Source organism: Phyllobacterium sp. TAF24 (assembly GCF_052113785.1).
GTDB lineage: Bacteria > Pseudomonadota > Alphaproteobacteria > Rhizobiales > Rhizobiaceae > Phyllobacterium.
The window spans coordinates 31,879-58,270 of sequence record NZ_JBFRDN010000025.1 but is presented as its reverse complement, the minus strand read 5'-3'; the positions used below and the strand labels follow the sequence as shown (position 1 = coordinate 58,270).

General features: G+C 56.4%; 24 protein-coding genes. 18 read left to right on the top strand and 6 right to left on the bottom strand.

Annotation, left to right across the window (positions count from 1 at the left end; genetic code table 11):
- Positions 1-6: 6 nt before the first annotated feature.
- The 14 genes from AB4Y96_RS19585 (at position 7) to AB4Y96_RS19520 (ending at position 15,454) form a co-directional block, all read left to right on the top strand.
- Positions 7-288: an integration host factor subunit beta gene (locus AB4Y96_RS19585; RefSeq protein WP_091878879.1), complete on the top strand. Its 282-nt coding sequence runs from the start codon at positions 7-9 to the stop codon at positions 286-288.
- A gap of 69 nt (positions 289-357) precedes the next feature.
- The gene (locus tag AB4Y96_RS19580) at positions 358-687 is read left to right on the top strand and encodes a LapA family protein (RefSeq protein WP_441919291.1); all 330 of its coding nucleotides are present in this window, start codon (positions 358-360) and stop codon (positions 685-687) included.
- A gap of 24 nt (positions 688-711) precedes the next feature.
- Entirely contained in the window at positions 712-1,686 is a 975-nt protein-coding gene (locus tag AB4Y96_RS19575; RefSeq protein WP_441919289.1) for an ornithine cyclodeaminase family protein, read from the top strand.
- Positions 1,687-1,956: 270 nt separating this feature from the next.
- The gene (locus AB4Y96_RS19570) at positions 1,957-2,922 is read left to right on the top strand and encodes a class I SAM-dependent methyltransferase (protein WP_441919310.1); all 966 of its coding nucleotides are present in this window, start codon (positions 1,957-1,959) and stop codon (positions 2,920-2,922) included.
- A complete protein-coding gene (locus AB4Y96_RS19565) occupies positions 2,919-3,797 on the top strand; it encodes a TrmH family RNA methyltransferase (RefSeq protein WP_441919287.1) in 879 nt (292 codons plus the stop codon). The genes AB4Y96_RS19570 and AB4Y96_RS19565 overlap by 4 nt, the downstream gene beginning before the upstream one ends.
- Before the next feature lie 4 nt (positions 3,798-3,801).
- Positions 3,802-4,305 carry a signal peptidase II gene (lspA, locus tag AB4Y96_RS19560; protein ID WP_441919285.1) on the top strand — a complete coding sequence of 168 codons (504 nt, stop codon included), beginning with the start codon at positions 3,802-3,804 and terminating at the stop codon, positions 4,303-4,305.
- Between the two features lie 157 nt (positions 4,306-4,462).
- The gene (locus tag AB4Y96_RS19555) at positions 4,463-5,302 is read left to right on the top strand and encodes a GNAT family N-acetyltransferase (protein ID WP_091880135.1); all 840 of its coding nucleotides are present in this window, start codon (positions 4,463-4,465) and stop codon (positions 5,300-5,302) included.
- A gap of 147 nt (positions 5,303-5,449) precedes the next feature.
- Positions 5,450-8,170 (top strand): DNA mismatch repair protein MutS, encoded by a 2,721-nt coding sequence (gene mutS / locus AB4Y96_RS19550; RefSeq protein ID WP_441919309.1) that lies wholly within the window; start codon positions 5,450-5,452, stop codon positions 8,168-8,170.
- 71 nt (positions 8,171-8,241) lie between these two features.
- Entirely contained in the window at positions 8,242-11,052 is a 2,811-nt protein-coding gene (locus AB4Y96_RS19545; RefSeq protein WP_441919284.1) for a [protein-PII] uridylyltransferase, read from the top strand.
- Positions 11,053-11,089: 37 nt separating this feature from the next.
- Positions 11,090-12,688 carry a murein biosynthesis integral membrane protein MurJ gene (gene murJ, locus AB4Y96_RS19540; RefSeq protein WP_441919282.1) on the top strand — a complete coding sequence of 533 codons (1,599 nt, stop codon included), beginning with the start codon at positions 11,090-11,092 and terminating at the stop codon, positions 12,686-12,688.
- Positions 12,685-13,071, top strand: coding sequence for a VOC family protein (locus AB4Y96_RS19535; RefSeq protein WP_441919281.1), 387 nt, complete (start codon positions 12,685-12,687; stop codon positions 13,069-13,071). The genes murJ and AB4Y96_RS19535 overlap by 4 nt, the downstream gene beginning before the upstream one ends.
- Before the next feature lie 109 nt (positions 13,072-13,180).
- Positions 13,181-14,260, top strand: coding sequence for a tryptophan--tRNA ligase (trpS, locus tag AB4Y96_RS19530; RefSeq protein WP_441919279.1), 1,080 nt, complete (start codon positions 13,181-13,183; stop codon positions 14,258-14,260).
- Between the two features lie 27 nt (positions 14,261-14,287).
- The gene (locus AB4Y96_RS19525) at positions 14,288-14,776 is read left to right on the top strand and encodes a universal stress protein (protein WP_091878892.1); all 489 of its coding nucleotides are present in this window, start codon (positions 14,288-14,290) and stop codon (positions 14,774-14,776) included.
- 99 nt (positions 14,777-14,875) lie between these two features.
- Positions 14,876-15,454, top strand: a complete 579-nt coding sequence (locus AB4Y96_RS19520) for a NifU family protein (RefSeq protein ID WP_091878894.1) — start codon at positions 14,876-14,878, stop codon at positions 15,452-15,454.
- Between the two features lie 52 nt (positions 15,455-15,506).
- On the opposite strand, the gene AB4Y96_RS19515 is transcribed toward AB4Y96_RS19520, so the two are convergent.
- The 5 genes from AB4Y96_RS19515 to xylF form a co-directional block, all read right to left on the bottom strand.
- Positions 15,507-15,926 carry a type II toxin-antitoxin system VapC family toxin gene (locus AB4Y96_RS19515; protein ID WP_441919276.1) on the bottom strand — a complete coding sequence of 140 codons (420 nt, stop codon included), beginning with the start codon at positions 15,924-15,926 and terminating at the stop codon, positions 15,507-15,509.
- Complete coding sequence (locus tag AB4Y96_RS19510) at positions 15,923-16,171, bottom strand: FitA-like ribbon-helix-helix domain-containing protein (protein ID WP_441919274.1); 249 nt, start codon at positions 16,169-16,171, stop codon at positions 15,923-15,925. The genes AB4Y96_RS19515 and AB4Y96_RS19510 overlap by 4 nt, the downstream gene beginning before the upstream one ends.
- Positions 16,172-16,307: 136 nt before the next feature.
- Positions 16,308-17,087 (bottom strand): ATP-binding cassette domain-containing protein, encoded by a 780-nt coding sequence (locus AB4Y96_RS19505; protein WP_091878898.1) that lies wholly within the window; start codon positions 17,085-17,087, stop codon positions 16,308-16,310.
- A 13-nt stretch (positions 17,088-17,100) separates the two neighbouring features.
- Complete coding sequence (locus AB4Y96_RS19500; RefSeq protein ID WP_441919272.1) at positions 17,101-18,408, bottom strand: sugar ABC transporter permease; 1,308 nt, start codon at positions 18,406-18,408, stop codon at positions 17,101-17,103.
- A gap of 86 nt (positions 18,409-18,494) precedes the next feature.
- Complete coding sequence (gene xylF / locus AB4Y96_RS19495; protein ID WP_441919270.1) at positions 18,495-19,535, bottom strand: D-xylose ABC transporter substrate-binding protein; 1,041 nt, start codon at positions 19,533-19,535, stop codon at positions 18,495-18,497.
- A gap of 214 nt (positions 19,536-19,749) precedes the next feature.
- Here xylF and AB4Y96_RS19490 point away from each other — a divergent pair, with 214 nt between their 5' ends.
- The 3 genes from AB4Y96_RS19490 to xylA are packed head-to-tail and all read left to right on the top strand — an operon-like array spanning position 19,750 to position 23,780.
- Complete coding sequence (locus tag AB4Y96_RS19490) at positions 19,750-20,994, top strand: ROK family protein (RefSeq protein WP_441919268.1); 1,245 nt, start codon at positions 19,750-19,752, stop codon at positions 20,992-20,994.
- A 24-nt stretch (positions 20,995-21,018) separates the two neighbouring features.
- Positions 21,019-22,473 (top strand): xylulokinase, encoded by a 1,455-nt coding sequence (xylB, locus tag AB4Y96_RS19485; protein ID WP_441919265.1) that lies wholly within the window; start codon positions 21,019-21,021, stop codon positions 22,471-22,473.
- On the top strand, positions 22,470-23,780 hold the full coding sequence (gene xylA / locus AB4Y96_RS19480; protein ID WP_441919263.1) for a xylose isomerase: 1,311 nt from the start codon (positions 22,470-22,472) through the stop codon (positions 23,778-23,780). Before xylB ends, xylA begins: the two co-directional genes overlap by 4 nt.
- Before the next feature lie 198 nt (positions 23,781-23,978).
- Here the strand turns inward: xylA and AB4Y96_RS19475 are convergent, their stop codons facing one another.
- Positions 23,979-24,728, bottom strand: coding sequence for an SDR family NAD(P)-dependent oxidoreductase (locus tag AB4Y96_RS19475; RefSeq protein ID WP_091878906.1), 750 nt, complete (start codon positions 24,726-24,728; stop codon positions 23,979-23,981).
- A gap of 172 nt (positions 24,729-24,900) precedes the next feature.
- Here AB4Y96_RS19475 and glpK point away from each other — a divergent pair, with 172 nt between their 5' ends.
- Positions 24,901-26,391 carry a glycerol kinase GlpK gene (gene glpK / locus AB4Y96_RS19470; protein ID WP_441919260.1) on the top strand — a complete coding sequence of 497 codons (1,491 nt, stop codon included), beginning with the start codon at positions 24,901-24,903 and terminating at the stop codon, positions 26,389-26,391.
- The last annotated feature ends 1 nt before the right edge of the window (position 26,392 follow it).

The window sequence follows — 26,392 nt, the reverse complement described above, 5'->3', positions numbered from 1 at the left end:
TATGCCGTGATCAAATCAGAGCTCGTCCAGATCATTGCCAACCGCAATCCGCACCTGTTTCAACGTGATGTCGAAAATATCGTCGGCGCCATATTTGACGAGATCACCGATGCTCTGGCGGAGGGAAACCGGGTCGAGCTGCGGGGCTTCGGTGCGTTCTCGGTAAAAAACCGCCCAGCCCGCAGCGGTCGCAATCCCCGTACCGGCGACAGTGTCGAGGTCGAAGAAAAATGGGTGCCATTTTTCAAGACCGGCAAGGAATTGCGCGACAGGCTGAACGCCGACTGAGCGCAGTGACAAGCCGGGGCGGCTCCATTGCCTGACTATTTGTAAAGTGCCGTCACCCTGGAGAGAGAAATGATCAATCGCGTTGTTGTCGTCCTCATTCTTGTGCCGCTTGCCGTCATTCTGATTGCCTTGTCGGTGGCCAATCGCGGGCTGGTGACCTTCACGATTGATCCATTCAATCCGGGAAATCCCGGGCTTTCCTATTCGGCCCCCCTGTTCGTCTGGCTGTTTCTTGCCCTCATCATCGGCCTGATCCTTGGCAGTTTTGCCACCTGGTTCAATCAGGGCAAGCATCGCAAGCTGGCGCGCCAGCGCAAACAGGAAGCGGAACTCCTGCGCATAGAAGCGCGGAAATCATCTGCCACGCAGTCAACACCCAATCTCCCATCGCTGCATTAAACAGCATACTTTCAAGGATTTATGATGAAACTGGTCTCACCGGCTGAGGTCGACGGGCTGTTGAACTGGCCGGATATGATCAATGCCATCGAAACGGCGTTCCGGCAGGGCGTGATCCAGCCTGTGCGCCATCACCATACGGTTGACCGCCCTGACGGCGCTGCGTCGACGCTTTTGCTGATGCCCGCATGGTCGGATTTCGATGCACTTGGCGATTCCACAAAAGGCTATATGGGCGTCAAGATCGTCACCGTCTCCCCTGACAATGGCGCCATCGCCAAACCTGCCGTCATGGGTGTCTATCTCCTGCTCGACGGCAAAACTGGTGAACCCAAAGCTTTGATTGATGGTCAACGATTGACCACGTGGCGCACCGCAGGTGCTTCCGCCCTCGCCGCCCGCTATCTTGCCCGCGAAGATGCATCCAAACTCGTTATCCTCGGCGCAGGCGCGCTATCAGGCTTCCTCGCCCGCGCGCACAGTTCTGTGAGGCCGATCCGCGAGATTTCCATCTGGAACCGCAATTTTGACAATGCGCAGAAAGTGGCTAGGGACCTAGTTGCCGACGGGTTCAATGCCAAAGCAGTCACCGATAAGGATGCAGCCATTGCCGATGCCGACATTATCGCGGCAGGAACGCTTTCTACCGAGCCACTCATTCTTGGCAGACACCTGAAGAAGGGCGCGCATGTCGACCTCATCGGAGCATTCACCCCTGCCATGCGCGAAAGCGATGATGAATGCGTCAAGCTTGCGCGGGTGTTTGTCGACACGAAAGAAGGCGCGCTGAAAGAAGGCGGCGATATTGTCCAGCCAATCAAAGCGGGTGTGATCAGCGAAAGCCATGTAATCGGCGACCTGTTCGATCTCACGCGCGGCAAGGTCAAAGGGCGCCAATCACCTGACGAAATCACCCTGTTCAAGTCCGTCGGTGCTGCCTTGGAAGACCTTGCGGCGGGTATTCTGGTCTATGAAAAGGCGATTGCTGCCTCGATTTGAGTGTTTTTGCTTTCGCCTTCCCCCATCTTGGCATAGGAAACCACGATTGGATCAAAGGCCAAGGGAATACGAGGGCATAGTCGTTTGAAATCGTCTGGCGGAAAAATCAGGAAATCCGGGGGTACTGGCCCCCGGGGTATTGACCCCCGGGGCGCAAGCCCCAAGGGTGCGAGCCCTAAGGGCGTAGGACCGAAGGCCGCTCCCTACAAGCAGCAGGCCACCAAGCCGCGTCCGCAATTTGCCAAGCCTGCTCCTGCGCCGGAAATTGACATCCGCGTCAAGGCCGCGCCGCGTTCAGAGCCTCTGCCAAAACGTGTCCTGAGCCGCCGCACCGGTGCGCGCCCGACCGAAAAGACCGGCTTGATCCTCGAAACACTGCCATCAGACGATTATGCGCTGCTTGACAGCGGCAACGGCCTGAAGCTTGAACAATATGGGCCCTATCGGATCATCCGCCCGGAAGGTCAGGCCATCTGGCTCCCGGCATGGAGTAAAGCCGAGTGGGACAAGGCGGATGCTGTCTTCACCGGCAATACGGATGAAGAGGGCGTCGGACGCTGGCATTTTCCACATGTGCCACTCGGCGAAACATGGCCTATGGCCTATGAAGGCATTCCGTTCTTCGGTCGTTTCACCTCTTTTCGCCATGTCGGTGTGTTTCCTGAGCAGGGAACACACTGGTCGCATATGGACCAAACTATCCGCAACGCCAAGCGTCCGGTAAAGGTGCTTAATCTGTTCGGTTACACTGGCGTCGCCTCACTCGTTGCCGCGCGCGCCGGTGCAGAGGTAACGCATGTCGATGCCTCGAAGAAGGCGATTGTCTGGGCGCGGGAAAATCAGGAAATGGCGGGGCTGTCCAGCAAGCCTATTCGCTGGATTTGCGAAGACGCGATGAAGTTCGTTGCCCGCGAAGAGCGGCGCGGCAGCGGCTATGACATCATCCTGCTTGATCCACCCGCCTATGGCCGTGGCCCGAATGGCGAGGTCTGGCAGCTTTTCGACAACCTGCCTGATATGGTCGATCTTTGCCGGTCGATCCTCACACCCAACCCGCTTGGCGTTGTTCTGACAGCCTATTCCATCCGGGCATCATTCTTTGCGATCCACGAGCTGATGCGCGATGCATTCACCGGCCTTGGCGGCGAAGTACAATCAGGCGAACTGATCCTGCGCGAACGCTCGTCGGGTCGCGCTCTCTCCACTTCCCTGTTCAGCCGCTGGGGTGCCAAATGACAAGACATGATGACCGCCAGCACGGCAGCTCGATTTCAAGCCCCGGCAGGGTCAAGGAAGTCACCAGCCTGACCAATCCCATCGTCAAGGATTTGCGCTCACTGGCGCTGAAGAAGTTTCGCGACCAGCAGGGTGTATTCCTCGCCGAGGGCCTGAAACTGGTTATCGATGCGCTTGATCTCGGCTGGGTGATCAAGACTCTTGTCTATTCCAAAGCCGGCAAGGGAAATTCTCTCGTCGAGCAGGTGGCAGCCCGCACCGTCGCCAAGGGCGGCGATGTGCTTGAAGTCAATGAAAAGGTGATTTCCGCAATCACCCGCCGCGACAACCCGCAAATGGTTGTCGGTGTTTTCGAGCAGAAGTTGCAGCCCTTGTCCGCGATCAAACCGCAGGGCAACGAAGTTTACGTGGCACTCGACCGGGTGCGCGACCCCGGCAATCTCGGCACGATCATCCGTACCGCCGATGCGGTAGGCGCCAAGGGGATCATTCTGATCGGCGATACGACGGACCCGTTTTCACTGGAAACCGTGCGTGCCACCATGGGTTCCCTGTTTGCCGTGCCACTGGCGCGCGCGACGGAAGCCGAATTCCTTGCCTGGCGTAAGGGTTTCTCCGGTCTCATCGTCGGCACGCATCTCAAGGGTGCCGTGGATTACCGGACGATCCCCTATAAGGGAAAACCCGTCATATTGCTGATGGGCAACGAACAGCAGGGTCTGCCCGATACGCTGGCATCGACCTGTGACAAGCTTGCCCGTATTCCGCAGGAAGGCCGGGCGGATTCACTTAACCTTGCCATCGCCACCGGCGTCATGCTGTTCGAGATCCGCCGTGAGGCGTTGACGCTCATCGGCGACAAACAGGATAAATGACCCCATGAAGAGCAAATCCTTCTTCAGCCTGCTCGCCATCGTGGTTTTTGCCGTGGCCAGTGACCAGATCATCAAATATCTCGTTGAGACCGGAATGGACTATCAGCAGCAGATCGACGTGCTGCCATTTCTTGCACTTTTCCGCGTTCACAATAATGGCATCGCATTTTCAATGCTCAGCGGCATGCATGACCTTGCCCTTGTTGGCATGACTGTCATTGTCATCGCCTTTGTCAGCTATCTCTGGTGGACCACCGCCGCAGCACGATGGATTTCGCGCATCGGCTTTGCGCTGATCATCGGTGGCGCTATCGGCAACCTGATTGACCGCAGCCTGCTTGGTTATGTCGTTGATTATATTCTTTTCCACCTGCCATCCTGGTCGTTTGCCGTCTTCAATCTGGCTGACGCTTATATTTCTGTCGGCGCAGCACTTGTTGTGCTTGAAGAAATATTTGTGTGGCTGCGAGAGCGCAAAACACCGAAGGGGCAGACTGGGGAAAACTGATCATAARCCAGTATTTGCAGCGTTCTGGACGTCATGCGCTCGTCATCCAATTGTTGTATTCAGGCATCTAGTGATTGCCGATCAACCATGATGAGAGCGAATCGTTATGAGCTTCGCCTTGCTTGAACCTGCGTCTATCTCTAAAGATCAGCACACGATGTCGCAGGTTGATTCAACACGCTCGCCGTTTACGGCGCCACACCTGGTCTCGGTGCTTGGACGCATTGGGACGATGGAAGTGTGTCTTGCCCAGACCGAGGACGAAATTGTCTCGGCTCAGCAGCTGCGTTTCAAAGTATTTTTCGATGAGTTAGGTGCCAAAGGTTCGGCTTCGCTGGAACAGCGTGATGCGGATCGTTTCGATCCGGTATGCGACCATCTTCTGGTTTATGACACTTCGATTGTCGGGCCAAAGCACAAGCAGATCGTCGGTACATATCGCCTGATGCGTTCGGAGGTTGCCCATAAGACCGGTGGCTTTTACACGACGAGCGAATACACCATTGACAATCTTGTGGCCGCCAAACCGCAAATGCACTTTCTTGAGTTGGGACGTTCCTGTGTTTTGCCGGAGTATCGCTCGAAGCGCACGGTTGAGCTGCTCTGGCAGGGTATCTGGAGCTATTGCCGCTATCACTCGATTGACGTGATGTTCGGCTGCGCATCCTTTCAGGGAACTGTCCCGGCGGCACATGCATTGCCGCTGTCGTTCCTCTATCACAATTGCCGCGCAACTGCGGATTGGGACGTTCAGGCTCTGCCTTCGCTGTACCAGCCAATGGATCTCGTCCCAAGCGAAGCGGTTAATCCAAAGGTCGCATTGTTTGCCATGCCGCCATTGATCAAAGGTTATCTGCGTCTCGGTGCCATGATCGGCGACGGTGCGGTAGTCGACTATGATTTTGGCACGACTGATGTGCTGATTATCCTGCCGGTCAGCCGGATTTCCAGCCGCTACGTCAGCCATTACATCTCAAACGCCAAGCGTTTCGACTGAAATTTGCCCTTCCCTGCGTGTTTGAACAACATCATCTGTGGAGAAAACCACTGATGATGTTGCCGCACGGTGTGTAAAGTTTTCGATAGCGCATAGATTGGTCTTCTGATCGGAATCGGTCAAATTCAGGAGAACGTCTTGGCCGACATGCCATTCACAGCAGAAACACCATCCTATGAAGCTGACCTCTCGGCGCGCCCAACGCCGATGATGGAGCAATATATCGAGATCAAGGCGACCAACCCCGATAGCCTATTGTTTTACCGGATGGGGGATTTCTACGAGCTGTTCTTCGATGATGCCGTGCAGGCATCGCGTGCGCTCGGAATCACGCTAACCAAACGTGGCAAGCATCTGGGCAACGATATTCCCATGTGCGGCGTTCCTGTGCATGCGGCGGATGATTATCTGCAAAAGCTGATTATGCGCGGCTTCCGGGTCGCGGTTTGCGAACAGGTGGAAGACCCGGCTGAAGCACGCAAACGCGGCTCGAAATCCGTGGTGAAGCGCGATGTGGTGCGTCTGGTCACACCGGGCACCATCACTGAAGAAAAGCTGCTTGATCCTTCCGAAGCCAATTATCTGATGACGTTGGGACGGGTCAAAGGTGCGGCACAGGGCCAGTTTGCCCTCGCATGGATTGATATTTCCACCGGCACCTTCCGCGTCAGTGAAACGGACCCGTCGCGGCTTCTGGCTGATATTCTGCGGGTCGATCCGCGTGAGTTGATCGTTGCCGACCCGGTTTTCCATGATCCGGAATTGCGCCCGACATTCGATGTGATCGGCCGTTCCGTCAGTCCGCAGCCACCTAGCCTTTTCGACAGTGCCACGGCAGAAAACCGCATCCAGCGCTATTTCGATGTGGCGACGCTCGACGGTTTCGGCAACTTCTCCCGTGCCGAACTCTCAGCGATATCAGGTGCTATTGCCTATGTGGAAAAGACCCAGATTGCCGAACGCCCGCCGCTGATGCGGCCGGAGCGGGAATCCGAAGGGTCCACGCTTTTCATCGACCCGGCGACCCGCGCCAATCTGGAAATGTTGCGCACATTATCCGGCCAACGCGATGGCAGCCTGCTGAAATCCATAGACCGGACAGTAACCGGCGGCGGTGCGCGGCTTCTGGCCGAACGCCTGACCTCGCCCCTCACCAATCCCGATGCCATCGCCGAGCGGCTTGATTCCGTATCCTGTTTTCTGGCGGGCCAATCGCTTGCCGATCTGACCCGCGAGGCCTTGAAGGGTGTTCCCGATATGCCACGTGCCCTGTCGCGGCTTGCGGTTGGACGTGGCGGCCCGCGTGATCTGGGTGCGCTGGCGCGTGGGCTGGAAGCGGCAGCTGAGATTGCCACTTTCCTTGGAAGAGAAGTGCTTCCGGCTGAACTTTCTGCAGTTCGCAACTGCCTTGGCGCTTTACCGGTTGATTTTGCCACCCATCTTGAGCATGCGCTTGATGATGAACTGCCTTTGCTCAAGCGCGATGGCGGTTTTGTGCGACCCGGATACAATGCGGAACTCGATGAAATGCGCGCGCTGCGCGATCATTCGCGCCGCATCATTGCCGGCTTGCAAGCCGACTATATGGATCTGACCGGTATCCGCTCGCTCAAGATCAAACACAATAATGTGCTCGGCTATTTCATCGAGGTAACAGCCAACAATTCATCTGTCATGACAGATACGGATGAAGCCAAAGGCAAATTCATTCACCGGCAGACCATCGCCAATGCCATGCGTTTCACCACCACCGAACTCGCAGAGCTTGAAACCAAGATTGCCAATGCGGCGGAACGGGCCTTGGCGATTGAACTTGGGATTTTCGAGACGCTCGTCACGGAAACCGTTGCCAATGCGGACGCGATCCGCGCCGGTGCAGCAGCACTGGCGGCGCTCGATGTTTCCGTATCGCTTGCCGCGCTTGCCGAAGAGCAGGGCTATTGCCGCCCGCTTGTTGATGACAGTCTGGCCTTCGAGATTGTTGCCGGTCGCCATCCCGTTGTCGAACAGTCCCTGCGCCGTCAGGCCGCCAATCCGTTTGTGGCCAATGATTGCAACCTCTCGCCCGAAGGAGCGAACAAGGGCGCCATCTGGCTTTTGACCGGGCCGAATATGGGTGGTAAATCGACATTCCTGCGCCAGAACGCATTGATCGCCATATTGGCACAGATGGGTTCCTTTGTTCCGGCGGGCTCGGCCCATATCGGTATTGTCGACCGGCTGTTTTCGCGCGTCGGCGCTTCGGATGATCTGGCGCGCGGTCGCTCGACATTCATGGTAGAAATGGTGGAAACCGCTGCCATTCTCAATCAGGCCAGTGATCATTCGCTGGTTATTCTCGATGAGATCGGGCGCGGAACAGCCACGTTTGACGGTCTTTCTATCGCTTGGGCGGCGGTGGAATATCTGCACGAAAAAAACCAGTGCCGGGCGATTTTCGCCACGCATTTCCATGAAATGACCGCGCTTTCTGAAAAACTGACGCGCCTGAGCAATGTCACCATGCGGGTCAAGGAATGGGACGGCGACGTGGTGTTCCTGCATGAGGTGGCCAAGGGTGCAGCAGACCGCTCCTATGGCGTGCAAGTGGCACGGCTTGCGGGGCTGCCCGAAGCGGTGGTTAATCGCGCCCGCGACGTTCTGCATCAGCTTGAGGCTGGAGAGACTTCAGGGAAGGCGGACAAGCTGATTGATGATCTGCCCTTGTTCTCGGTTGAGGTGAAACGCGAGGTGAAAGCACCCGCCAAGGGTAAGGACAGCGCTCTGCTGGCCGCGCTTTCGACAGTTAACCCGGATGAAATGACACCGCGTGAAGCGCTCGACGCCCTCTACCGGTTGAAAGGCCTTGCCACAAACCCGACATCGTGAGCGCATAGGGGCATTTCGTTTATAGCAAATACACGCTATAGCGTGCGGCCATCATTTATAAAGTCGTGTTCATGAGCGCAGACCTGAAACTGGAACAGATCGTCAGTCCGGCCAAACTTCATCGTCAATTTGAAGATCTGGTCAAGGCGGCAAAGAAACAAGGCGCCGCTTCCGTCAATCGCAATGACGTGCTGCAGCTCCTGAAAGAAACACTCGGTTCGGGTCGCAAGACTGCTGAAGAGATGTTGAAAAAGGACGGCGGCGGCACACGCTGCTCCGTGCGCTTGTCCTATCTGATGGATCAGATCATTTCGGCACTCTACGAGTTTGCCATCACCCACATCTACCATTCGACCAACCCCTCCTCGGCGGAGCGTATGACCGTGGTTGCCGTGGGTGGCTATGGTCGCGGCGGCCTGGCTCCGGGTTCGGACATCGATCTTCTGTTCCTTCTCCCCTATAAACAGACGCCGTGGGGCGAGCAGGTGGTCGAGTATATTCTTTATATGCTTTGGGATATGGGTCTGAAAGTCGGCCATGCCACCCGCAATATTGACGAATCCATTCGCCAGTCACTTGCTGATATGACCATCCGCACCAGCATTCTCGAAGCGCGCTACGTCTGCGGCAATGATGAGCTATTCACTACATTGGTGCGCCGTTTTGATGCGGAAGTCGTCAAGGGTACGGGACCCGCTTTCATTGAAGCCAAGCTCACCGAGCGCAATGAACGCCACCGCAAGGCGGGTGCCACACGCTATCTGGTCGAGCCGAACGTCAAGGAAGGCAAAGGCGGCCAGCGCGACCTGCACACGCTTTTCTGGATTGCCAAATATTACTACCACGTCAAAACCAGCGACGAGCTGGTCAAGCTTGGCGTGCTGTCGCGCGCAGAACACAATATTTTCCGTAAAGCCGAAGACCTGCTCTGGGCCGTGCGCTGCCATATGCATTTCTATACGGGCAAGGCAGAAGAGCGGCTATCTTTCGATATTCAGAGCGAGATCGCCCAGCGGCTCGGCTATACGGCCCATCCCGGCCAGCGCGATGTTGAGCGCTTCATGAAGCATTACTTCCTTGTAGCCAAGGAAGTGGGCGACCTGACCCGCATCATCTGCGCGGCGCTGGAAGAAGAGCAGGCGAAACACGTTCCGGGTTTCAACCGGATTTTCCTCACCTTTTCCCGGCGCAAACGCAAGCTTCCGGGAACATCGGATTTTGTCGTCGACAATCACCGCATCACCATCGCCAATGACGGCGTGTTCCATAAAGACCCTGTCAATCTCATCCGCCTGTTTCATCTGGCGGATCTGCATGGCCTTGAACTTCACCCGGATGCGATGCAGCTTGTTACCCGCTCGCTTTCCCTGATCAAGGCGGAACTGCGCGAAAACCCTGAGGCCAATAGCCTGTTCCTCGAAATCCTGACTTCCGAGCGCAATCCGGAATTGATCCTGCGCCGCATGAATGAGTCAGGCGTGCTGGGCAAATTCATCCCGGATTTCGGCAAGGTCGTCGCGATGATGCAGTTCAACATGTATCATCACTATACGGTTGACGAGCATTTGCTGCGCTGTATTGCTGTGCTTTCGGAAATCGAGCATGGCGATCTTGGTCAGGAGCATCCGCTGGCCAACCAGATTATGCCGGGTATGAAGAAAGACCGGAAGCTGCTCTACGTCGCGCTGCTGCTGCACGATATCGCCAAGGGACGCCCGGAAGATCATTCCCATGCGGGCGCCCGTATTGCCAAGCGTATCTGCCCGCGTCTGGGCCTGTCCAAGTCCGATACGGAAACCGTGTCGTGGCTGGTGGAACAGCATCTGACCATGAGCATGGTGGCACAGTCGCGCGATCTCAATGACCGCAAGACCATTGAGGATTTTGCCGAGATTGTTCAAACGCTCGACCGGATGAAGCTTCTCCTGATCCTTACGGTTTGTGACATCAAGGCGGTTGGACCGGGCGTATGGAATGGCTGGAAGGGCCAGTTGCTGCGCACCCTCTTCTATGAAACGGAACTGATGCTGACCGGCGGCTTCTCGGAAGTATCGCGCAAGGAGCGCACCGACCACGCCCGTGCGCAGCTTGAGCATGCCCTGTCGTCATGGCCGCAGGTTGAACGCCAGTCCTATCTCGCCCTGCATTATCAGAACTACCTTTTGACGGTCAGTCTCGATGATCAGGTGCGCCACGCCAATTTCGTGCGCGAGTCCGACAATACCGAAAAGACGCTGGCAACCATGGTGAAAACCCATGATTTTGAAGGCGTGACCGAAATCACCGTGCTTTCGCCTGATCATCCGCGCCTGCTATCGATCATCGCCGGAGCCTGTGCCGCAGCTGGCGCCAACATTGTCGATGCGCAGATTTTCACGACCAGCGACGGCCGCGCACTTGATACGATCCTCATCAGCCGCGAATTTCCGACGGATGATGATGAGCGCCGTCGTGCCATGCGGGTTGGCCGCCTGATCGAAGATGTGCTTTCGGGCAAATCCTATCTGCCTGAAATGCTGGCATCGCGGACCAAGCCCAAGCGTGCAGTCAAGGCATTCCGCATCACGCCGCGCGTCGAAATCAACAACAAGTTGTCGAACAAGTTTACCGTTATCGAAGTGGAAGGTCTGGATCGTCCGGGTCTGCTTTCTGAGATAACAGGCGTCATTTCCGATCTGTCACTCGATATTGCCTCGGCGCATGTGACGACGTTTGGCGAAAAGGTCATCGACGTGTTCTATGTCACCGATCTCGTTGGCCATCAGATCACCAATGCGGCCCGGCAAAACCGCATCCGCAAGAAAATGCTCGCGCTTTTCGGCGAAGGCGATATCACCACGGCTCAGCCGCAGCGGCACAATATCCTGATGTCGGCAGAATAGGTTCAGCACCCATGTTTATTCGAAAACTGGAACAGGTATGAGTCTGGTCAAAAAATTCGCGACGGTGGCCTCCGGCACCCTGATGAGCCGTGTTTTCGGGCTGACGCGCGAAATGCTGATGGCAGCAGCGCTTGGTACAGGCCCCGTCGCCGATGCATTCAATGCCGCGTTCCGGTTTCCCAACACGTTTCGCCGCCTGTTTGCCGAGGGCGCATTCAATGCCGCTTTCGTGCCGCTGTTCGCCAAGGAGATCGAGGCGAATGGCATGGAGGGCGCCAAGCGCTTTTCCGAAGAGGTCTTTGGTGTGCTCTTTACCGTCCTGATGGCGCTGACCATTTTGATGGAATTGTCGATGCCACTGATCGTGCGCACCGTGATTGCGCCAGGCTTTCTCGATGATCCGGTCAAGTTCGGCAACACGGTGTCGATGGCGATCATCATGTTCCCCTATCTCGCCTGCATGTCGCTGGCGGCGATGATGAGCGGCATGCTGAATTCGCTGCATCGCTATTTTGCAGCCGCCGTCGCGCCGGTGTTTCTCAATGTTATCCTGATCGGCGTCCTCGCCTATGCCTGGTACAAGGGCCATGACGGCATCAAGATCGGCTATGGCCTGTCCTGGGGCGTTATGGCGGCCGGTCTGGTGCAACTGGCGATCGTGTGGTTTGCCGTGCGCAATGCGGGCATTTCCATTGGCTTCCGTTTGCCGCATTTCACGCCGAATGTGCGACGCCTGCTGGTGCTTGCCCTCCCCGCCGCAATTACCGGGGGTATCACCCAGATCAATCTTCTGGTGAACACGAATATTGCGTCCGCCCGGGACGGCGCAGTGACGTCGCTTGCCAATGCGGACCGGGTGTACCAGTTGCCGCTTGGTGTTGTGGGTATTGCCGTCGCAACCGTGCTTCTACCTGAGCTTGCCCGCGCGCTGCGTTCCGGCAATCTGAAGGAAGCCGGAAGCCTGCAGAACCGCTCCGTCGAATTCATCCTGTTCCTGACACTGCCAGCCGCCGCTGCGCTTCTTGTCATGTCCGAGCCGATCATTCGCCTGCTGCTTGAGCGCGGGGAATTCACCGTCGAGTCGACACGGCGCGTCTCCAATATCCTCGCGGTTTATGGCCTTGGCCTCCCCGCTTTTGTCCTGATCAAGGCTTTCATTCCCGGTTTCTTTGCCCGCGAGGACACCAAGACACCGATGATCTTTGCGGCGGTTTCCGTGGTCATCAATGTTGCCATGGCTCTGACGCTGTTTCCGTTGATGGCGGAAACCGGCATTGCCACCGCTGAAGTGACGGCCGGTTGGGTCAATGCCATTCTCCTGTTTGCAACCTTGGTCTGGCGCGGTCATTGGGGGCGCGATATTCCGCTGCTCACGCGCATTCCGCGCCTGATCTTTTCCGCAGCAATGATGGCTGTTGCGCTTTACTACGCCATCCAATGGGCAGCACCCTATCTTGCGTCCCACACGCCTGTTCATGTTCAGGCACCTGTTGTCTTCGGATTGATCCTGCTTTCCATGATCATTTATTTCGCGCTGGCCTTTGCAACGGGCGGCGCGAGCTTCGGTATGATCCGCCGCAATGTGAAACGGGGCGCAAAGACACCTGTAGCGCCTCCGGAGGACCCTGCCGCATGAGCCGCCATATCGGGATGATCACCCTACTCGTGCATGACTATGACGAGGCGATTGCATGGTACACTGGGGTGTTGGGGTTTTCGCTGGTCAGCGATACCGCACTGTCCCCGACAAAGCGCTGGGTTGTCGTCGCGCCTGAGACGGATGGAGCAAAGCTCCTGCTTGCCCAGGCCGACACGCAGATGCAAGTCGCCAGCATCGGCAACCAGACCGGCGGGCGGGTTGCGTTGTTCCTCTATACGGATGACTTCGCGCGGGATCATGCGGCGATGGTGAAATCAGGCGTGCGTTTTCTTGAAGAACCCCGTCACGAAGCCTATGGCAGCGTTGCGGTGTTTGAAGATCTCTATGGCAACACTTGGGACCTCCTCGAACTCAAATGAACCAGCACGTTTCGATAGGGCTTGAATAGAGCGCCCTGCTCTGCCAAAACCTCCTCTCCATTGCCATCGGGTCCGATGACCCGATCCCCGAACGATCTAAGGACTGACCATGAGCACGTTTGAGCCGCTCGTCTTTTCCGGTGTCCAGCCAACCGGTAATCTGCATCTCGGAAATTATCTGGGAGCCGTGCGGCGTTGGGTTGCCCTGCAGGAAAATAACAACTGCATTTACTGCGTCGTTGACCAGCACGCGATCACGCAGGCGGTTTCCGTCTGGGGTGGACCGGCGGAGTTGCAGCGCAATACACGCGAAGTCACTGCCGCGTTTCTCGCTGCTGGTATCGACGCGGAAAAGCACATTGTCTTCAACCAGAGCCGGGTGCGCCAGCATGCGGAACTCGCATGGGTGTTCAATTGCATCGCACGCATGGGCTGGCTGAACCGCATGACCCAGTTCAAGGACAAGGCAGGCAAGGACCGCGAAAACGCTTCCGTTGGCCTCTTCGCCTATCCCAACCTGATGGCTGCCGATATTCTCGTTTACCGCGCAACGCATGTGCCTGTCGGTGAAGATCAGAAACAGCATCTGGAACTGACACGCGACATTGCCCAAAAATTCAACACGGATTTCTCCGACCGCATTGCCGAACTTGGTCTAGGCGTCGAGACCCAATCGGGCGATGAAACCATCCAGAGCTTCTTCCCGCTGACGGAGCCTGTCATTGGCGGTCCTGCCGCGCGGGTGATGAGCCTGCGCGACGGTACAAAGAAGATGTCGAAATCCGATCCCTCTGATCTGTCGCGCATCAACCTGACGGATGACGAAGACACAATCTCGAAGAAAATCCGCAAGGCAAAGACCGATTCCGAGCCGTTGCCATCGGATATTGAAGGTCTGAAAGAGCGGCCTGAAGCTGATAATCTCGTCGGCATCTATGCGGCGCTCACCGATACGGACAAGGAAAGCGTCATCCGTGATTTCGGTGGCCAGCAGTTCTCGGTGTTCAAGCCCGCTTTGGCCGATCTGGCCGTGGCAAAGCTTGCACCGATTGCCAGCGAGATGCGCCGCCTTTCCGCCGATACTGCCTATATCGACTCCGTCCTTAAAAACGGCGGTGAACAGGCAAGTGTGTTGGCAGAGAAGACGATGCGCAATGTGCGTGATATTGTCGGATTTCTTCAGGATTAGGATCAACAGTCAGGGCAGGTTGAACAGATGGTATCAAGACGTCTCAGCCGCGAAGCTGGTCACCGACGTAAATTTCTGGCGGTTATTGACGAAACGCCTGAATGCGAGCGGGCTGTCGCCTATGCCTCGCGCCGCGCCAAGACCACGAATGGCGTGCTGGTTCTGCTTTTTGTCATTGATTCCGCTGACTTCCAGCAGTTTCTCGGTGTCGAGCAGATTATGCGTGCGGAAGCCGAAGAGCGGGCGCACTCGACGCTGAACAAGTTTGCCGCATCCGTGCGGGAAACCATCAACATTGAGTCCGAGCTTGTTGTGCGTGAGGGAATCACTTCCGAACAGATCCAGAAGCTCATCGAGGAAGATCAGGATATCGCCATTCTGGTTCTGGCTGCTGGTTCCGGCAAGGACGGTCCCGGCCCGCTGGTTCAGGCTCTGGCGGGACGCGAATCCTTTTCTATTCCGGTGACTGTCGTGCCTTATAATCTCTCAAACGAGGATATTGACGCAATCACATGATTGCATCTTGAAACCGTGATACAATCCGCCTTGAAGAGACTGTCCGAAAGGCCTATATGCTTTTGAACTGTTCTAAACTAGACACGCGAGACATCCGCCATGTTCATCCAGACTGAAGCCACGCCCAATCCGGCGACCTTGAAATTCCTGCCTGGCAAGGTTGTGCTTGAGGAAGGCACGGCTGATTTCCGCGATGCGGCGACCGCTTCCGAAGCATCGTTGCTTGCAGCCAAAATTTTTGCTGTTCCCGGCGTTACCGGTGTGTTCTTCGGCTATGATTTTGTGACTGTCACCAAGGCTGAGGGCCCCGAATGGCAGCATTTGAAGCCGGCCATCCTCGGCGCGATCATGGAACATTTCATGTCCGGCGCCCCTGTCATGGCCAGCGCGACATCCGTTGCGGCCACGGCCCAGCTGGAAGGCGAAGGCGAGTTTTTCAATACGGCCGATACCGAGATCGTCGATACGATCAAGGAACTGCTGGAGACCCGCGTGCGCCCCGCCGTTGCGCAGGATGGCGGCGATATCACGTTTCGGGGCTTTGAGAACGGCACCGTTTACCTGCACATGAAGGGCGCCTGCTCCGGCTGCCCATCCTCAACGGCAACCTTGAAGCATGGCATCCAGAACCTTCTCAAGCATTTTGTGCCTGAGGTTCAGCAGGTCGAAGCCATCTGATTGCTTCTACATGATCATGACAAAGGCCGCTTGATGCGGCCTTTTTATTGTCTCACGCCAGCCAGGGATTGATGATATCCAATCCGCAATCCGCAAAATCCTTTCCATTCCGCGTCGCAAGCTTTGCACCTCTGGATTGCGCAATCGCCGCAATCTGCGCATCAAACTGGCTGATGGTTTTGCCAGCCCTGCGTCGCTCCAAAAAGATTTCGGGATAGGTTTCAGCAGCAGAACCGTCAAAAGGCAGAATACGACCGGCAAAATCTTCGTTGAACATGGACTGGGCGGTGTCCAACAATGCCGCTTTGCGCTTTCCATCTGAAAGCAGCGACAGGCCGTATAAAATTTCCGCCTGTGTGATCGTGGTTATAAACAGCGATGCAACGGGCTGCTCGCCAAGCCATTGCGCAACCCGTGCATCCGGCTCCAGCTTCATCATTTCCGAGATGATATTTGTATCGAGGATGATCATTCGCTAAAATCAACAGGATTACGGGCGGCTTCGCGTGGAGCAATCGGCAGATCGACACCACCCCATGCCTTGAAGCGCCCGTGAATTGCGTCAGCCAGATTGACGGGCGCAAATGGCTCGCGTGAAAGCGCCGCGCGCAGGATATCGCGCGCCTCATCCTCCATCGACTTCCCATGCTGCGCCGCCTGAATACGCAGCCGTGTTTTCAACTGGTCTTCAAGATTGCGAATTGTCATGCTGGCCATTATGATCTCCATCAATCACTGAATACATATTAATCAATGATTGCATTGCATTCAATGATTAATCATTGGCCGTGATAGTGCGAAACGTAAACAGCCCTGCATGGCAGGGCTGTTCGAACATTTAAATCGGCTGTAATCAGTTGACCGCGCCGGGACCGGGAATAGCTCCGGGCGGGCATTTGCCCAGAATGATCATCCCGAGCACTTCATCCTCGGTGACATCCCCCACCTTGGCGGTGCCGACCACCTGACCGTTTTTCATCACAGCCACGCGATCAGCCAGATGAAATACGTCGTGAATGTCATGGCTGATCAGGAAAATGCCGATGCCTTCGCTCTTCAACTGCTTGATCAGTTCACCCACTTGCGCGGTTTCCTGTGGTCCTAGCGCAGCCGTYGGCTCGTCCATGATCAGGATACGGGCATTGAAGAGGATTGCCCGCGCGATAGCCACCGACTGGCGCTGACCACCTGATAGCGCTTTAACAGGGTCCTTGAAGCGCTGGAAACGCGGATTGAGGCGGCCCATCACTTCGCGGGCACTGTGTTCCATGGCCACATCGTCAAGTGTGCCCCATGGCGTCATCAATTCGCGCCCAAGATAAAGATTGGCGGCTGTATCGACATTGTCGGCCAGAGCCAATGTCTGGTAGATCGTCTCGATACCATAGGCCTTGGCATCACGCGGATTGCCAATGGATGCTTCTTCGCCATTGACCTTGATTGTGCCGCTGTCGCGCTTGTAAGCACCGGACAGAATCTTGATCAGTGTGGATTTCCCGGCACCGTTGTGGCCGAGAAGAGCCACGACTTCGCCGGGAAAAAGATTGACGGAAGCACCATCGACCGCGCGGATACCACCGAACGCTATCGAGATATTATCCATGTCGATGAGAGGTGTCTGTGTATTGGTCATGATTTCTCCTCCATCAAGCCGTGCGGCGGCGATAGATCGTGTCAAGCCAGACAGCGACCACCAGAACAAGTCCGACGACAATATTCTGCAAGGGCGTATCAAGCCCGAGCAACACCATGCCTGAACTCAGCGACTGCATCAGCAGCGCACCGATCATGGCACCGGCAATCGTGCCGACACCACCGGCGAGTGACGTTCCGCCAATAACTGCCGCAGCGATAGTGAGAAGCTCGTCGAGTGTGCCCTGCGCATTGGTCGCCGCATTGAGGCGGGCTGTGGAAATCGCGCCTGCGATGGCGCAGAGAATACCCATGATGATGAAAATCTTCATAGTAACCCAGCGCGTGTTGATGCCCGCAAGGTCAGCGGCCTCCGGATTGCCGCCCATGGCAAAGACATAACGGCCAAAGCGCGTGCGCGTCGTCACGAAAGTCATGATGATGCCCGTTGCCACCGCAATCAGAACCGGGATGGCGATGCCATGCGAGATGAACAGGCCACCATCGGGAATGGTAATGTTGTTGGCTTCCGCATATTTGCGCACGATGCCAATGGGCCAGTAATAGGCATTGGCAATGGCGATCGCCCCGAGCACCAAAGCGCAGCTGATGGCTGTCATGAACACTTCGGCCCAAACAGGACGCCGTGGAAAATTGAACCGTTTGCGCTGACGGCGGCTGTTGACCACCATGATGATGATGGCGACACAGGCAACAATGCCAACGATCCAGCTCCACATGGAACCGATCGAACCTTCAGGGCCACCGCCCATCAGGCGGAAGGTGGAATCCATCGGCGCAACCGTGCGGCCTGAAGTGACCCACCACGCAGCGCCGCGCCAGACAAGCAGCCCGCCAAGGGTGACGATAAAGGCTGGAACGCCGAGAAATGCGATGATAAAACCCTGAAAACCGCCGATGACAGCGCCGGTGACAATGCCTATGCCAAGCGCGATAATCCATGTGGCGGGATGCTCGAAGCCGATAAGCTTTGGCAGCATTTCCGTCTGCATCACACCCATGATCATGCCGACAAAGCCCAGCAGCGAACCCACCGACAGATCGATGTTACGCGTGACGATGATCAGCACCATACCCGTTGCCATGACGGCTACGGATGAGGTCTGCACGGACAGATTCCACAGATTGCGCGGCGTGAGAAACTGTCCGCCGGAGAGAACCTGAAATGCAATCCAGATAACGACCAGCGCGCCGATCATACCGAGAAGACGGGTATCAAGCTCGGTCGCTTTGAAGAAACGGGCGACAAGGCCAAGTTCGGAGGCACGGGCCCGGTCAATACTGCCTGCCGGATCACTCATTTTTCTCTCCCCATTTTAAGGTTCTTTTTAAAACGCCGCCGATCCTGTGGATCAGCGGCGCTCAATTTTAACAGATTATCTCAGGTTTACTTGCAGGCCGCGACAGCGCCAGCCTTGACGCCCTGGCAGACAACGTCCTTCTTCACCCAACCGGCGTCGATGATGACGTTAAGGTTGTCCTTGGTGATCGGAACCGGTGTCAGGAACACGGCATTGACTTCCACTTTGTTCGCACCGCCAGCAAACTTCTGGACTTTCGGGATTTCAGTCATCTTCTTGCCATCGGCAAGCGCCGCAGCAATACCGGCAGCTTCCTTGCCGAGTTCACGCGAGTCTTTCCAGATCGTAACGGTCTGGGTGCCAAGCGCGATGCGGTTCAGCGCGGCAAAATCCGCATCCTGCCCGGAGACGGGAACCGTACCGGCAAGACCCTGCGCCTGCAGAGCAGCGATTGCGCCGCCAGCAGTGCCGTCATTGGCCGCAACGACAGCGTCGATCTTGTTGTCGTTTTTGGTCAGGAACTGTTCCATGTTCTTCTGCGCATTGGCTGGCAGCCAGCCATCCGTATAGGCTTCGCCAACATTCTTGATCTTGCCGGATGCAATGGCGTCCTTGAGGACTTCCTGTGCGCCCGAGAAGAGGAAATCGGCGTTCGGATCAGCGGAACTACCCTTGATGAAGGCATAGTTGCCTTCCGGCTTCACGGCGAGAACGCCGCGTGCCTGCATACGGCCCACTTCCTTGTTGTCGAAAGTGATGTAGAACGCATCCTTGTTTTCGATCAGACGATCATAACCAACGACCGGAATGCCTTCTGCAACGGCCTTTTCAACGGCTGGTCCAATCGCGCTCGAATCCTGAGCCAGAATGATCAGCGCATTGGCGCCCTGTGAAATCAGGCTTTCAACATCGGTCAGCTGCTTGGAAGCGGATGACTGCGCGTCGGCTGAAATGTATTTGTCACCATTGGCTTCCAGCGCCTTCTTGATGGCAGCTTCGTCAGTCTTCCAGCGCTCTTCCTGAAAGTTTGACCAGGACACGCCAATGATTTTGTCCTTTGCCAGCGCAGGGCCAGCCAAAGAGACAGCAAGAGCAACGCCCGCCAAAGCGGTTGCGTATTTTTTCATGATAATCCTCCCAGTGCACATGGCACGTTAATCCCGTCAGATATCCAGCCTTTCACCTCCGGCCAGATATCCAAACCTCTTTATTTCGAGGCTCGAAAAAAATAGTGACTTAATTTGATTTCCATGTCAACATAGAATCTGATCTGCTAAGTTATTGCATTGCAACAATATTTTTGCATCGCATCAAAAAAAGATTTCGGGAGGAGATCCTTTGTTGATTGATGAGATAGCCAGACCCGATGATGTTCGACGCCAGAATCGCAGGCTCGTGCTGGCCGCATTGCGTGGCCATGACCTTTTGTCACGCACGGATATTGTTGCCCAAACGGGCCTCAGCGCGTCCACGGTTTCGGCCATCACGACAGCGCTGATCGCCGAGGGAATCATCAATGAAAGCCGTGACGGCGATGTCACTGCCAACCGTCGTGGCCGACCACAGGTTGCGCTGACACTCAATCCTGAGATTGCCACCATCGCGACCGTTGAATTGGCGCTTAATCTCGCTCACGCCGTGCTGTTCGACTACAAAGGGCAGGTGATCGGCGAAGAAATCCGGCGCATTCCGACACTGGATGCAACCACTGGCGATCTGACACGGGCAATCTGCGAAATGCTTGACGCGCTGCTATCGGCCATGCCTGACAGTGCAGGCAAGCTCATGCATATTTCGATGGGCGTGCAGGGTGTGACCGATGCAGCCAGCGCAACCATGCTGTGGTCGCCAATTACACCCGACAATAATGTGGCTTTCGGCGAAGTCCTTTCAGCACGATACGGTGTCAGCGTTTCAGTTGCCAATGATTGCAGCATGATTGCCGAAGCGCTGCGTTGGACCGATCCGGAACATTATACGGAAGATTTCGCCGCCATCCTGCTTTCGCACGGTATCGGCATGGGCCTTTACCTCAAAGGCAAGCCCTTTCTTGGCGTGCAATCTTCAGGGGCTGAATTTGGTCACATGCTGCATGTGCCCAACGGCGCACTTTGCCGCTGCGGCCGGCATGGCTGTATCGAAGCCTATGCCAGTGATTACGCCATCTTGCGCCGAACAGCTGGCGAAGATGAACGATCTCAGCCCGCGCAGGACGTGGATGCTGTCACGTTTGACGACGTGGCAAATCGCGCCCGCGCCCGTGATGGGGTGGAACGCGAGGCGTTTCGCAAGGCCGGACAGGCTATCGGCTCCGGCTTGCGCAGCCTCTTCTCATTGATTGATCCCATCCCCATCGCGCTGGTTGGACCGGGTGCGGGTGTTTTCGATCTCATTGAAGCCGATCTTCGCGAGATGGTATCCGGCACAACCGGCTGGGGTGGCAAGCCTGACCTGACCATCCGCTGCTATCCTGACGAGCATCCTCTCATCCTGCAGGGGTGCATGATGACATCTTTGCTGCATCTTGATACCCAGCTTTTCGCTCCCGGCGACCTGCGTGAAACGCCGCTTCGACGCGTGATCTAGTTTTCATATTTCAAAGGATTTTCCATGTATCTCGGTCTCGATTTAGGCACATCCGGCGTCAAGGCGCTGTTGATTGACGACAAACAATTGGTCATCGGCTCCGGCACGGGAACGCTGGAGGTTTCACGGCCGCATTCCGGCTGGTCGGAACAGGACCCCGCCCATTGGATACGCGCGACGGAAGAGGCGATTGCAGCGCTCAAGGCCAGCCATCCCAAGGAACTTGCAGCGGTCAGGGGGATCGGCCTGTCCGGACAGATGCATGGCGCAACGCTCCTCGACGGCGATGACAAGGTGCTGCGGCCCTGCATGTTGTGGAACGATACCCGCAGTCACAAGGAAGCAGCGGAACTTGACGGCAATCCCATCTTCCGCGCGCTGAGCGGCAATATTGTTTTTCCCGGCTTCACCGCACCGAAAGTGGTGTGGGTCAAGAACAACGAGCCGGAGATTTTCGCCAAAACCCGGCGGATATTGTTGCCGAAGGATTATTTGCGGCTTTGGCTGACGGGCGAGCATGTCTCTGAAATGTCCGATGCAGCGGGCACGTCGTGGCTCGATGTCGGCAAACGTGCATGGTCGGATGAATTGCTCGCGGCATCCGGGCTGGATAAGAGCCATATGCCGTCTCTCGTCGAGGGAACAGAGGTTTCCGGCACGCTAAAAGCCGATCTCGCATCCCGCTGGGGTATGAGCAATCAGGTGGTTGTTGCCGGTGGTGCCGGTGACAATGCGGCCTCTGCCTGCGGTATGGGAACGGTTGCCGAAGGTCATGCCTTTGTCTCACTTGGCACTTCAGGCGTGCTTTTTGCTGCCAACAACGCCTATCTGCCCAATCCTGAAAGCGCGGTTCACACCTTCTGCCATGCCCTCCCCGGCACATGGCATCAGATGGGCGTGATCTTATCCGCCACCGACGCGCTCAACTGGTACGCGGGCATTACAGCGCGCAAGCCGGCTGAATTGACAGATGAGCTGGGCGACAAACTCCGCGCTCCATCGGGCGTTACCTTCCTGCCCTATCTCTCCGGTGAGCGCACGCCCCTTAACGACTCGGCCATTCGCGGCTCGTTTCAGGGGCTTGAACACTCCAGCGACCGTGCAAGCCTGACACAGGCCGTTCTCGAAGGTGTTGCCTTTGCCTTCCGTGATTGCCTGCAGGCACTTGCCAGCGCGGGCACCAAGCTTGATCGCGTCACCGCCGTTGGCGGCGGATCACGTTCCGCCTATTGGCTGAAAACCATTGCAACGGCACTCGACATTCCAGTCGACGTTCCCGCTGACGGCGATTTCGGCGCGGCATTCGGCGCGGCAAGGCTTGGCCTGATCGCTGCGGAAAAGGCCGATCCGCGTGCCGTCTGCGCTCAGCCAGCAACGGAAAAGACCATCGAGCCTGACAAAGCGCTCACATCAGATTTCGACGCCGCTTACCGGCGCTACCACAACCTCTATCCAGCATTAAAGGGAGTTCAATCATGAGCAGCGGATTTTTTGGTGATATCAAACCAGTCAAATATGAAGGGCCGGACAGCACCAATCCGCTTGCCTATCGTTTTTACAACCCGGAAGAACTGATCAACGGCAAGCGCATGGAAGATCACCTGCGCTTTGCCGTCGCCTATTGGCATTCCTTCACATGGCCGGGCGGCGATCCCTTCGGCGGTCAGACCTTTGAACGCCCATGGTTCAATGACACAATGGCAGGAGCAAAGCTGAAGGCCGACGTGGCTTTTGAAATGTTCTCGCTGCTTGGTGCGCCCTATTTCTGCTTCCACGATGCCGACGTGCGCCCGGAAGGCGACACGCTCGCCGAGAGCAACAAACGTCTCTACGAGATTGCCGATTATTTTGCCGGCAAGATGGAAACAACAGGCACGAAGCTCCTCTGGGGCACGGCAAACCTTTTCTCCAACCGCCGCTATATGTCCGGTGCCGCGACCAATCCTGATCCTGATGTGTTTGCCTATGCGGCAGCCACCGTCAAAACCTGTATCGACGTGACGCAGAAGCTTAAAGGGGAGAACTACGTGCTGTGGGGTGGCCGTGAGGGCTACGAGACTCTGCTCAACACCGATATGAAGCGTGAACTGGACCAGATGGGCCGTTTCTTAAGCCTCGTTGTCGACTACAAGCACAAGATCGGCTTCAAGGGTGCCATCCTGATCGAGCCGAAGCCGCAGGAGCCGACAAAGCATCAGTATGACTATGATGCGGCAACAGTTTATGGCTTCCTCAAGCGCTTCGGTCTTGAGAATGAAGTAAAGGTCAATCTTGAACAGGGTCACGCCATTCTGGCGGGTCACTCGTTCGAACACGAGCTGGCAACTGCTGCGGCACTTGGAATTTTTGGTTCCATCGACATGAACCGCAATGATTACCAGTCCGGCTGGGATAYGGACCAGTTCCCTAACAATGTGCCTGAGGTAGCGCTGGCTTATTATGAAATTCTTAAAGCTGGCGGCTTTACCTCGGGCGGCACCAATTTCGACTCCAAACTGCGCCGTCAGTCGCTCGACCCGCAGGATCTGATCATTGCGCATATTGGAGGCATGGATACCTGCGCCCGCGGCTTGAAAGCAGCAGCCAAGATGGTCGAAGACAAGGCACTGACAGGCTTTGTCGAGGAACGTTATGCCGGTTGGTCAAAGCCAGATGCGCAGGCGATGCTATCGGGCAAACTATCGCTTGATGATATTGCTGCCCATGTCGAAGACAAGAAAATCCAGCCGCAACCGCGTTCCGGGCGGCAGGAATATCTGGAGAATGTCGTCAATCGGTATGTTTGATGGCTTGGGGGTGTTTTCACCCCCCTCTGCCCTGTCGGGCATCTCCCCCACAAGGGGGGAGATCAGCTGTATTACTGCCTTAGCACAATCTGAAACTGTTCCTGTTGTGCAAAGGCGTTCATGTCAAAGTGATCTCCCCCCTTGTGGGGGAGATGTCCGACAGGACAGAGGGGGGTGAAACCGACAACCAACACAAACCTAAACGTGCTGACCACCATTGATATGGATTTCCGAACCCGTGACATAGGACGACGCCTCGGAACACAGAAAATAGATCGTCTCAGCCACTTCAGCGGTTTTGCCGAGACGGCGCAGCGGCAATTGTTCCACCAGCTTGTCCGTTCCCGGCGACAGGATTGCCGTATCAATCTCTCCCGGCGCTATCGCGTTGACGCGAATGCCATGCGGGCCGAAATCCGAAGCCATTTCGCGTGTGAGCGAGGCGAGCGCGGCTTTCGATGTTGCATAGGCGGTACCGGCGAAGGGATGGACGCGGCTTCCGGCAATGGAGGTGACATTGACAACCGATCCCTGCCCCGCTTCCAACTCCTTGAAGAGACCACGCGCCAGCATGATGGGGGCGAAGAAGTTCACCTGAAACACCGTCGACCATGTGTGCATCGGTGTTTCGATGGAATCGAGGCGGTTTCCACCGGAGTTCTTGGGTGAAATACCGGCATTGTTGATCAGCGCGTGCAGTTTGCCACCTTCAACCTCAAGCCTTTTGCGAATTTCCAGAACGGCGTGATCCACATCGGCAGGGTCGGCGAGATCGACCTTGATATGATCATCAGGGCCTGCGGGCCAGGGACAATCATCGGAAAAATCCTGACGCGAACAGGTGATGACACGCCATCCGGCGCGGGAAAACCGTTTGACTGTCGCGTGGCCAATGCCACGGCTTGCGCCAGTCAGGACAAGGACCTTGCGTGCTTCATCGCTACTCATGGGAAAACTCCGTTTGCATGAGCCATAGAGCAACCGCCTGATAAAGGGAACTGCCGCCAGTTTCATTTTGGCGTGTGCATCGGCACGCTTTACGAAATTCACGGATATTCCATCGCTGCGGTTGATCCACCGGAGCGAAGCAAATATCGTGGCCGAAATTTGAGGGGGAAGCATGAACGGATATATCCTCGCGATCGATCAGGGCACCACATCGAGCCGCGCCATCATCTTTGACAAGAACCGCAAGGTGGTTGGAAAAAGTCAGCAGGAATTCACCCAGATTTATCCCCAGTCCGGCTGGGTCGAACACGATCCGGAAGAAATCTGGCAGTCTGTGCTCAGCACCTGCGAGGTGGCCATAGAGAATGCCAAGATTCAGGCTGGCGATGTTGCCGCCATCGGCATTACCAACCAGCGGGAAACCGTCATCGTCTGGGACAAGGCAACGGGAAAACCCATCCACAATGCGATTGTCTGGCAGGACCGGCGCACCGCGTCCCTCTGCCAGAAACTGAAGAAGCAGGGGCTGGAAAAGAAGTTTACCAAAAAGACCGGTCTGCTGCTCGATCCCTATTTTTCCGGCACCAAGCTTGCGTGGATTCTCGACAAGGTGCCCGGCGCGCGCAAACGCGCGGCAAATGGTGAGCTGCTGTTCGGCACGGTTGATAGCTTCCTGATCTGGCGTCTTACCGGCGGCAAGGTTCATGCCACTGACGCCACCAATGCCTCACGCACTCTGCTGTTCAATATTGCGACCAATGAATGGGACGATGAGTTGCTGGAAATCCTGCGCATTCCGCGCGCAATGCTACCCGATGTCAAGGATTGCGCGGCCAATTACGGTTCCGCCGAAGCATCGCTGCTGGGTGCCGATATTCCTATTCTCGGTGTGGCCGGTGACCAGCACGCGGCAACCATCGGTCAGGCATGTTTTGAGCCTGGCATGTTCAAATCCACCTATGGCACGGGCTGCTTTGCCATCCTCAACACTGGCAGTGACATGGTGCTGTCAAAGAACCGACTGTTGACGACGATTGCCTACCGGCTGAACGGCAAGACAACTTATGCGCTTGAAGGTTCGATTTTCATCGCCGGAGCGGCGGTGCAGTGGCTGCGTGATGGATTGAAGATCATTGGTTCGGCACCTGAAACCGGCAAGCTCGCCGATCAGGCCGATCCCAGCCAGAATGTCTATCTCGTGCCTGCCTTCGTTGGCCTCGGCGCACCGCATTGGGATGCGGAAGCGCGCGGGGCGATCTATGGCCTTACGCGCAATTCCGGCCCGGCGGAATTTGCCCGCGCGGCACTCGAATCTGTCGCCTATCAGACCCGCGACCTGCTCGATGCCATGCGCAAGGACTGGAAATCATCGGATACGAAAACAGTGCTGCGCGTCGATGGCGGCATGGTCGCGTCAGACTGGACCATGCAGCGCCTTGCGGACATTCTCGACGCGCCTGTTGATCGCCCGACGATCCTCGAAACCACCGCGCTTGGCGCCGCATGGCTTGCCGGGTCAAAGGCTGGAATCTGGCCAAACCGGCGTGAATTCTCAAAAACATGGGAGCGCGATATGCGCTTTACCCCCGAGATGGATGAGAAAACCCGCAAGGCAAAAATCGCCGGATGGAAGATTGCCGTCAAACGGACCCTGACGCACTAGG

What these genes read in the sequence shown, in the direction of transcription:
- AB4Y96_RS19565 (WP_441919287.1), top strand. Translation starts at nt 2,919, where the DNA reads ATGACAAGACATGATGACCGCCAGCACGGCAGCTCGATTTCAAGCCCC.
- AB4Y96_RS19515 (WP_441919276.1), bottom strand. Translation starts at nt 15,926, where the DNA reads ATGATCATCCTCGATACAAATATCATCTCGGAAATGATGAAGCTGGAG.
- AB4Y96_RS19545 (WP_441919284.1), top strand. Translation starts at nt 8,242, where the DNA reads ATGAGCGCAGACCTGAAACTGGAACAGATCGTCAGTCCGGCCAAACTT.
- trpS (WP_441919279.1), top strand. Translation starts at nt 13,181, where the DNA reads ATGAGCACGTTTGAGCCGCTCGTCTTTTCCGGTGTCCAGCCAACCGGT.
- AB4Y96_RS19475 (WP_091878906.1), bottom strand. Translation starts at nt 24,728, where the DNA reads ATGAGTAGCGATGAAGCACGCAAGGTCCTTGTCCTGACTGGCGCAAGC.
- AB4Y96_RS19580 (WP_441919291.1), top strand. Translation starts at nt 358, where the DNA reads ATGATCAATCGCGTTGTTGTCGTCCTCATTCTTGTGCCGCTTGCCGTC.
- AB4Y96_RS19555 (WP_091880135.1), top strand. Translation starts at nt 4,463, where the DNA reads ATGTCGCAGGTTGATTCAACACGCTCGCCGTTTACGGCGCCACACCTG.
- AB4Y96_RS19525 (WP_091878892.1), top strand. Translation starts at nt 14,288, where the DNA reads ATGGTATCAAGACGTCTCAGCCGCGAAGCTGGTCACCGACGTAAATTT.
- AB4Y96_RS19520 (WP_091878894.1), top strand. Translation starts at nt 14,876, where the DNA reads ATGTTCATCCAGACTGAAGCCACGCCCAATCCGGCGACCTTGAAATTC.
- AB4Y96_RS19535 (WP_441919281.1), top strand. Translation starts at nt 12,685, where the DNA reads ATGAGCCGCCATATCGGGATGATCACCCTACTCGTGCATGACTATGAC.
- mutS (WP_441919309.1), top strand. Translation starts at nt 5,450, where the DNA reads ATGCCATTCACAGCAGAAACACCATCCTATGAAGCTGACCTCTCGGCG.
- AB4Y96_RS19510 (WP_441919274.1), bottom strand. Translation starts at nt 16,171, where the DNA reads ATGGCCAGCATGACAATTCGCAATCTTGAAGACCAGTTGAAAACACGG.
- xylB (WP_441919265.1), top strand. Translation starts at nt 21,019, where the DNA reads ATGTATCTCGGTCTCGATTTAGGCACATCCGGCGTCAAGGCGCTGTTG.
- glpK (WP_441919260.1), top strand. Translation starts at nt 24,901, where the DNA reads ATGAACGGATATATCCTCGCGATCGATCAGGGCACCACATCGAGCCGC.
- lspA (WP_441919285.1), top strand. Translation starts at nt 3,802, where the DNA reads ATGAAGAGCAAATCCTTCTTCAGCCTGCTCGCCATCGTGGTTTTTGCC.
- AB4Y96_RS19575 (WP_441919289.1), top strand. Translation starts at nt 712, where the DNA reads ATGAAACTGGTCTCACCGGCTGAGGTCGACGGGCTGTTGAACTGGCCG.
- xylF (WP_441919270.1), bottom strand. Translation starts at nt 19,535, where the DNA reads ATGAAAAAATACGCAACCGCTTTGGCGGGCGTTGCTCTTGCTGTCTCT.
- AB4Y96_RS19500 (WP_441919272.1), bottom strand. Translation starts at nt 18,408, where the DNA reads ATGAGTGATCCGGCAGGCAGTATTGACCGGGCCCGTGCCTCCGAACTT.
- murJ (WP_441919282.1), top strand. Translation starts at nt 11,090, where the DNA reads ATGAGTCTGGTCAAAAAATTCGCGACGGTGGCCTCCGGCACCCTGATG.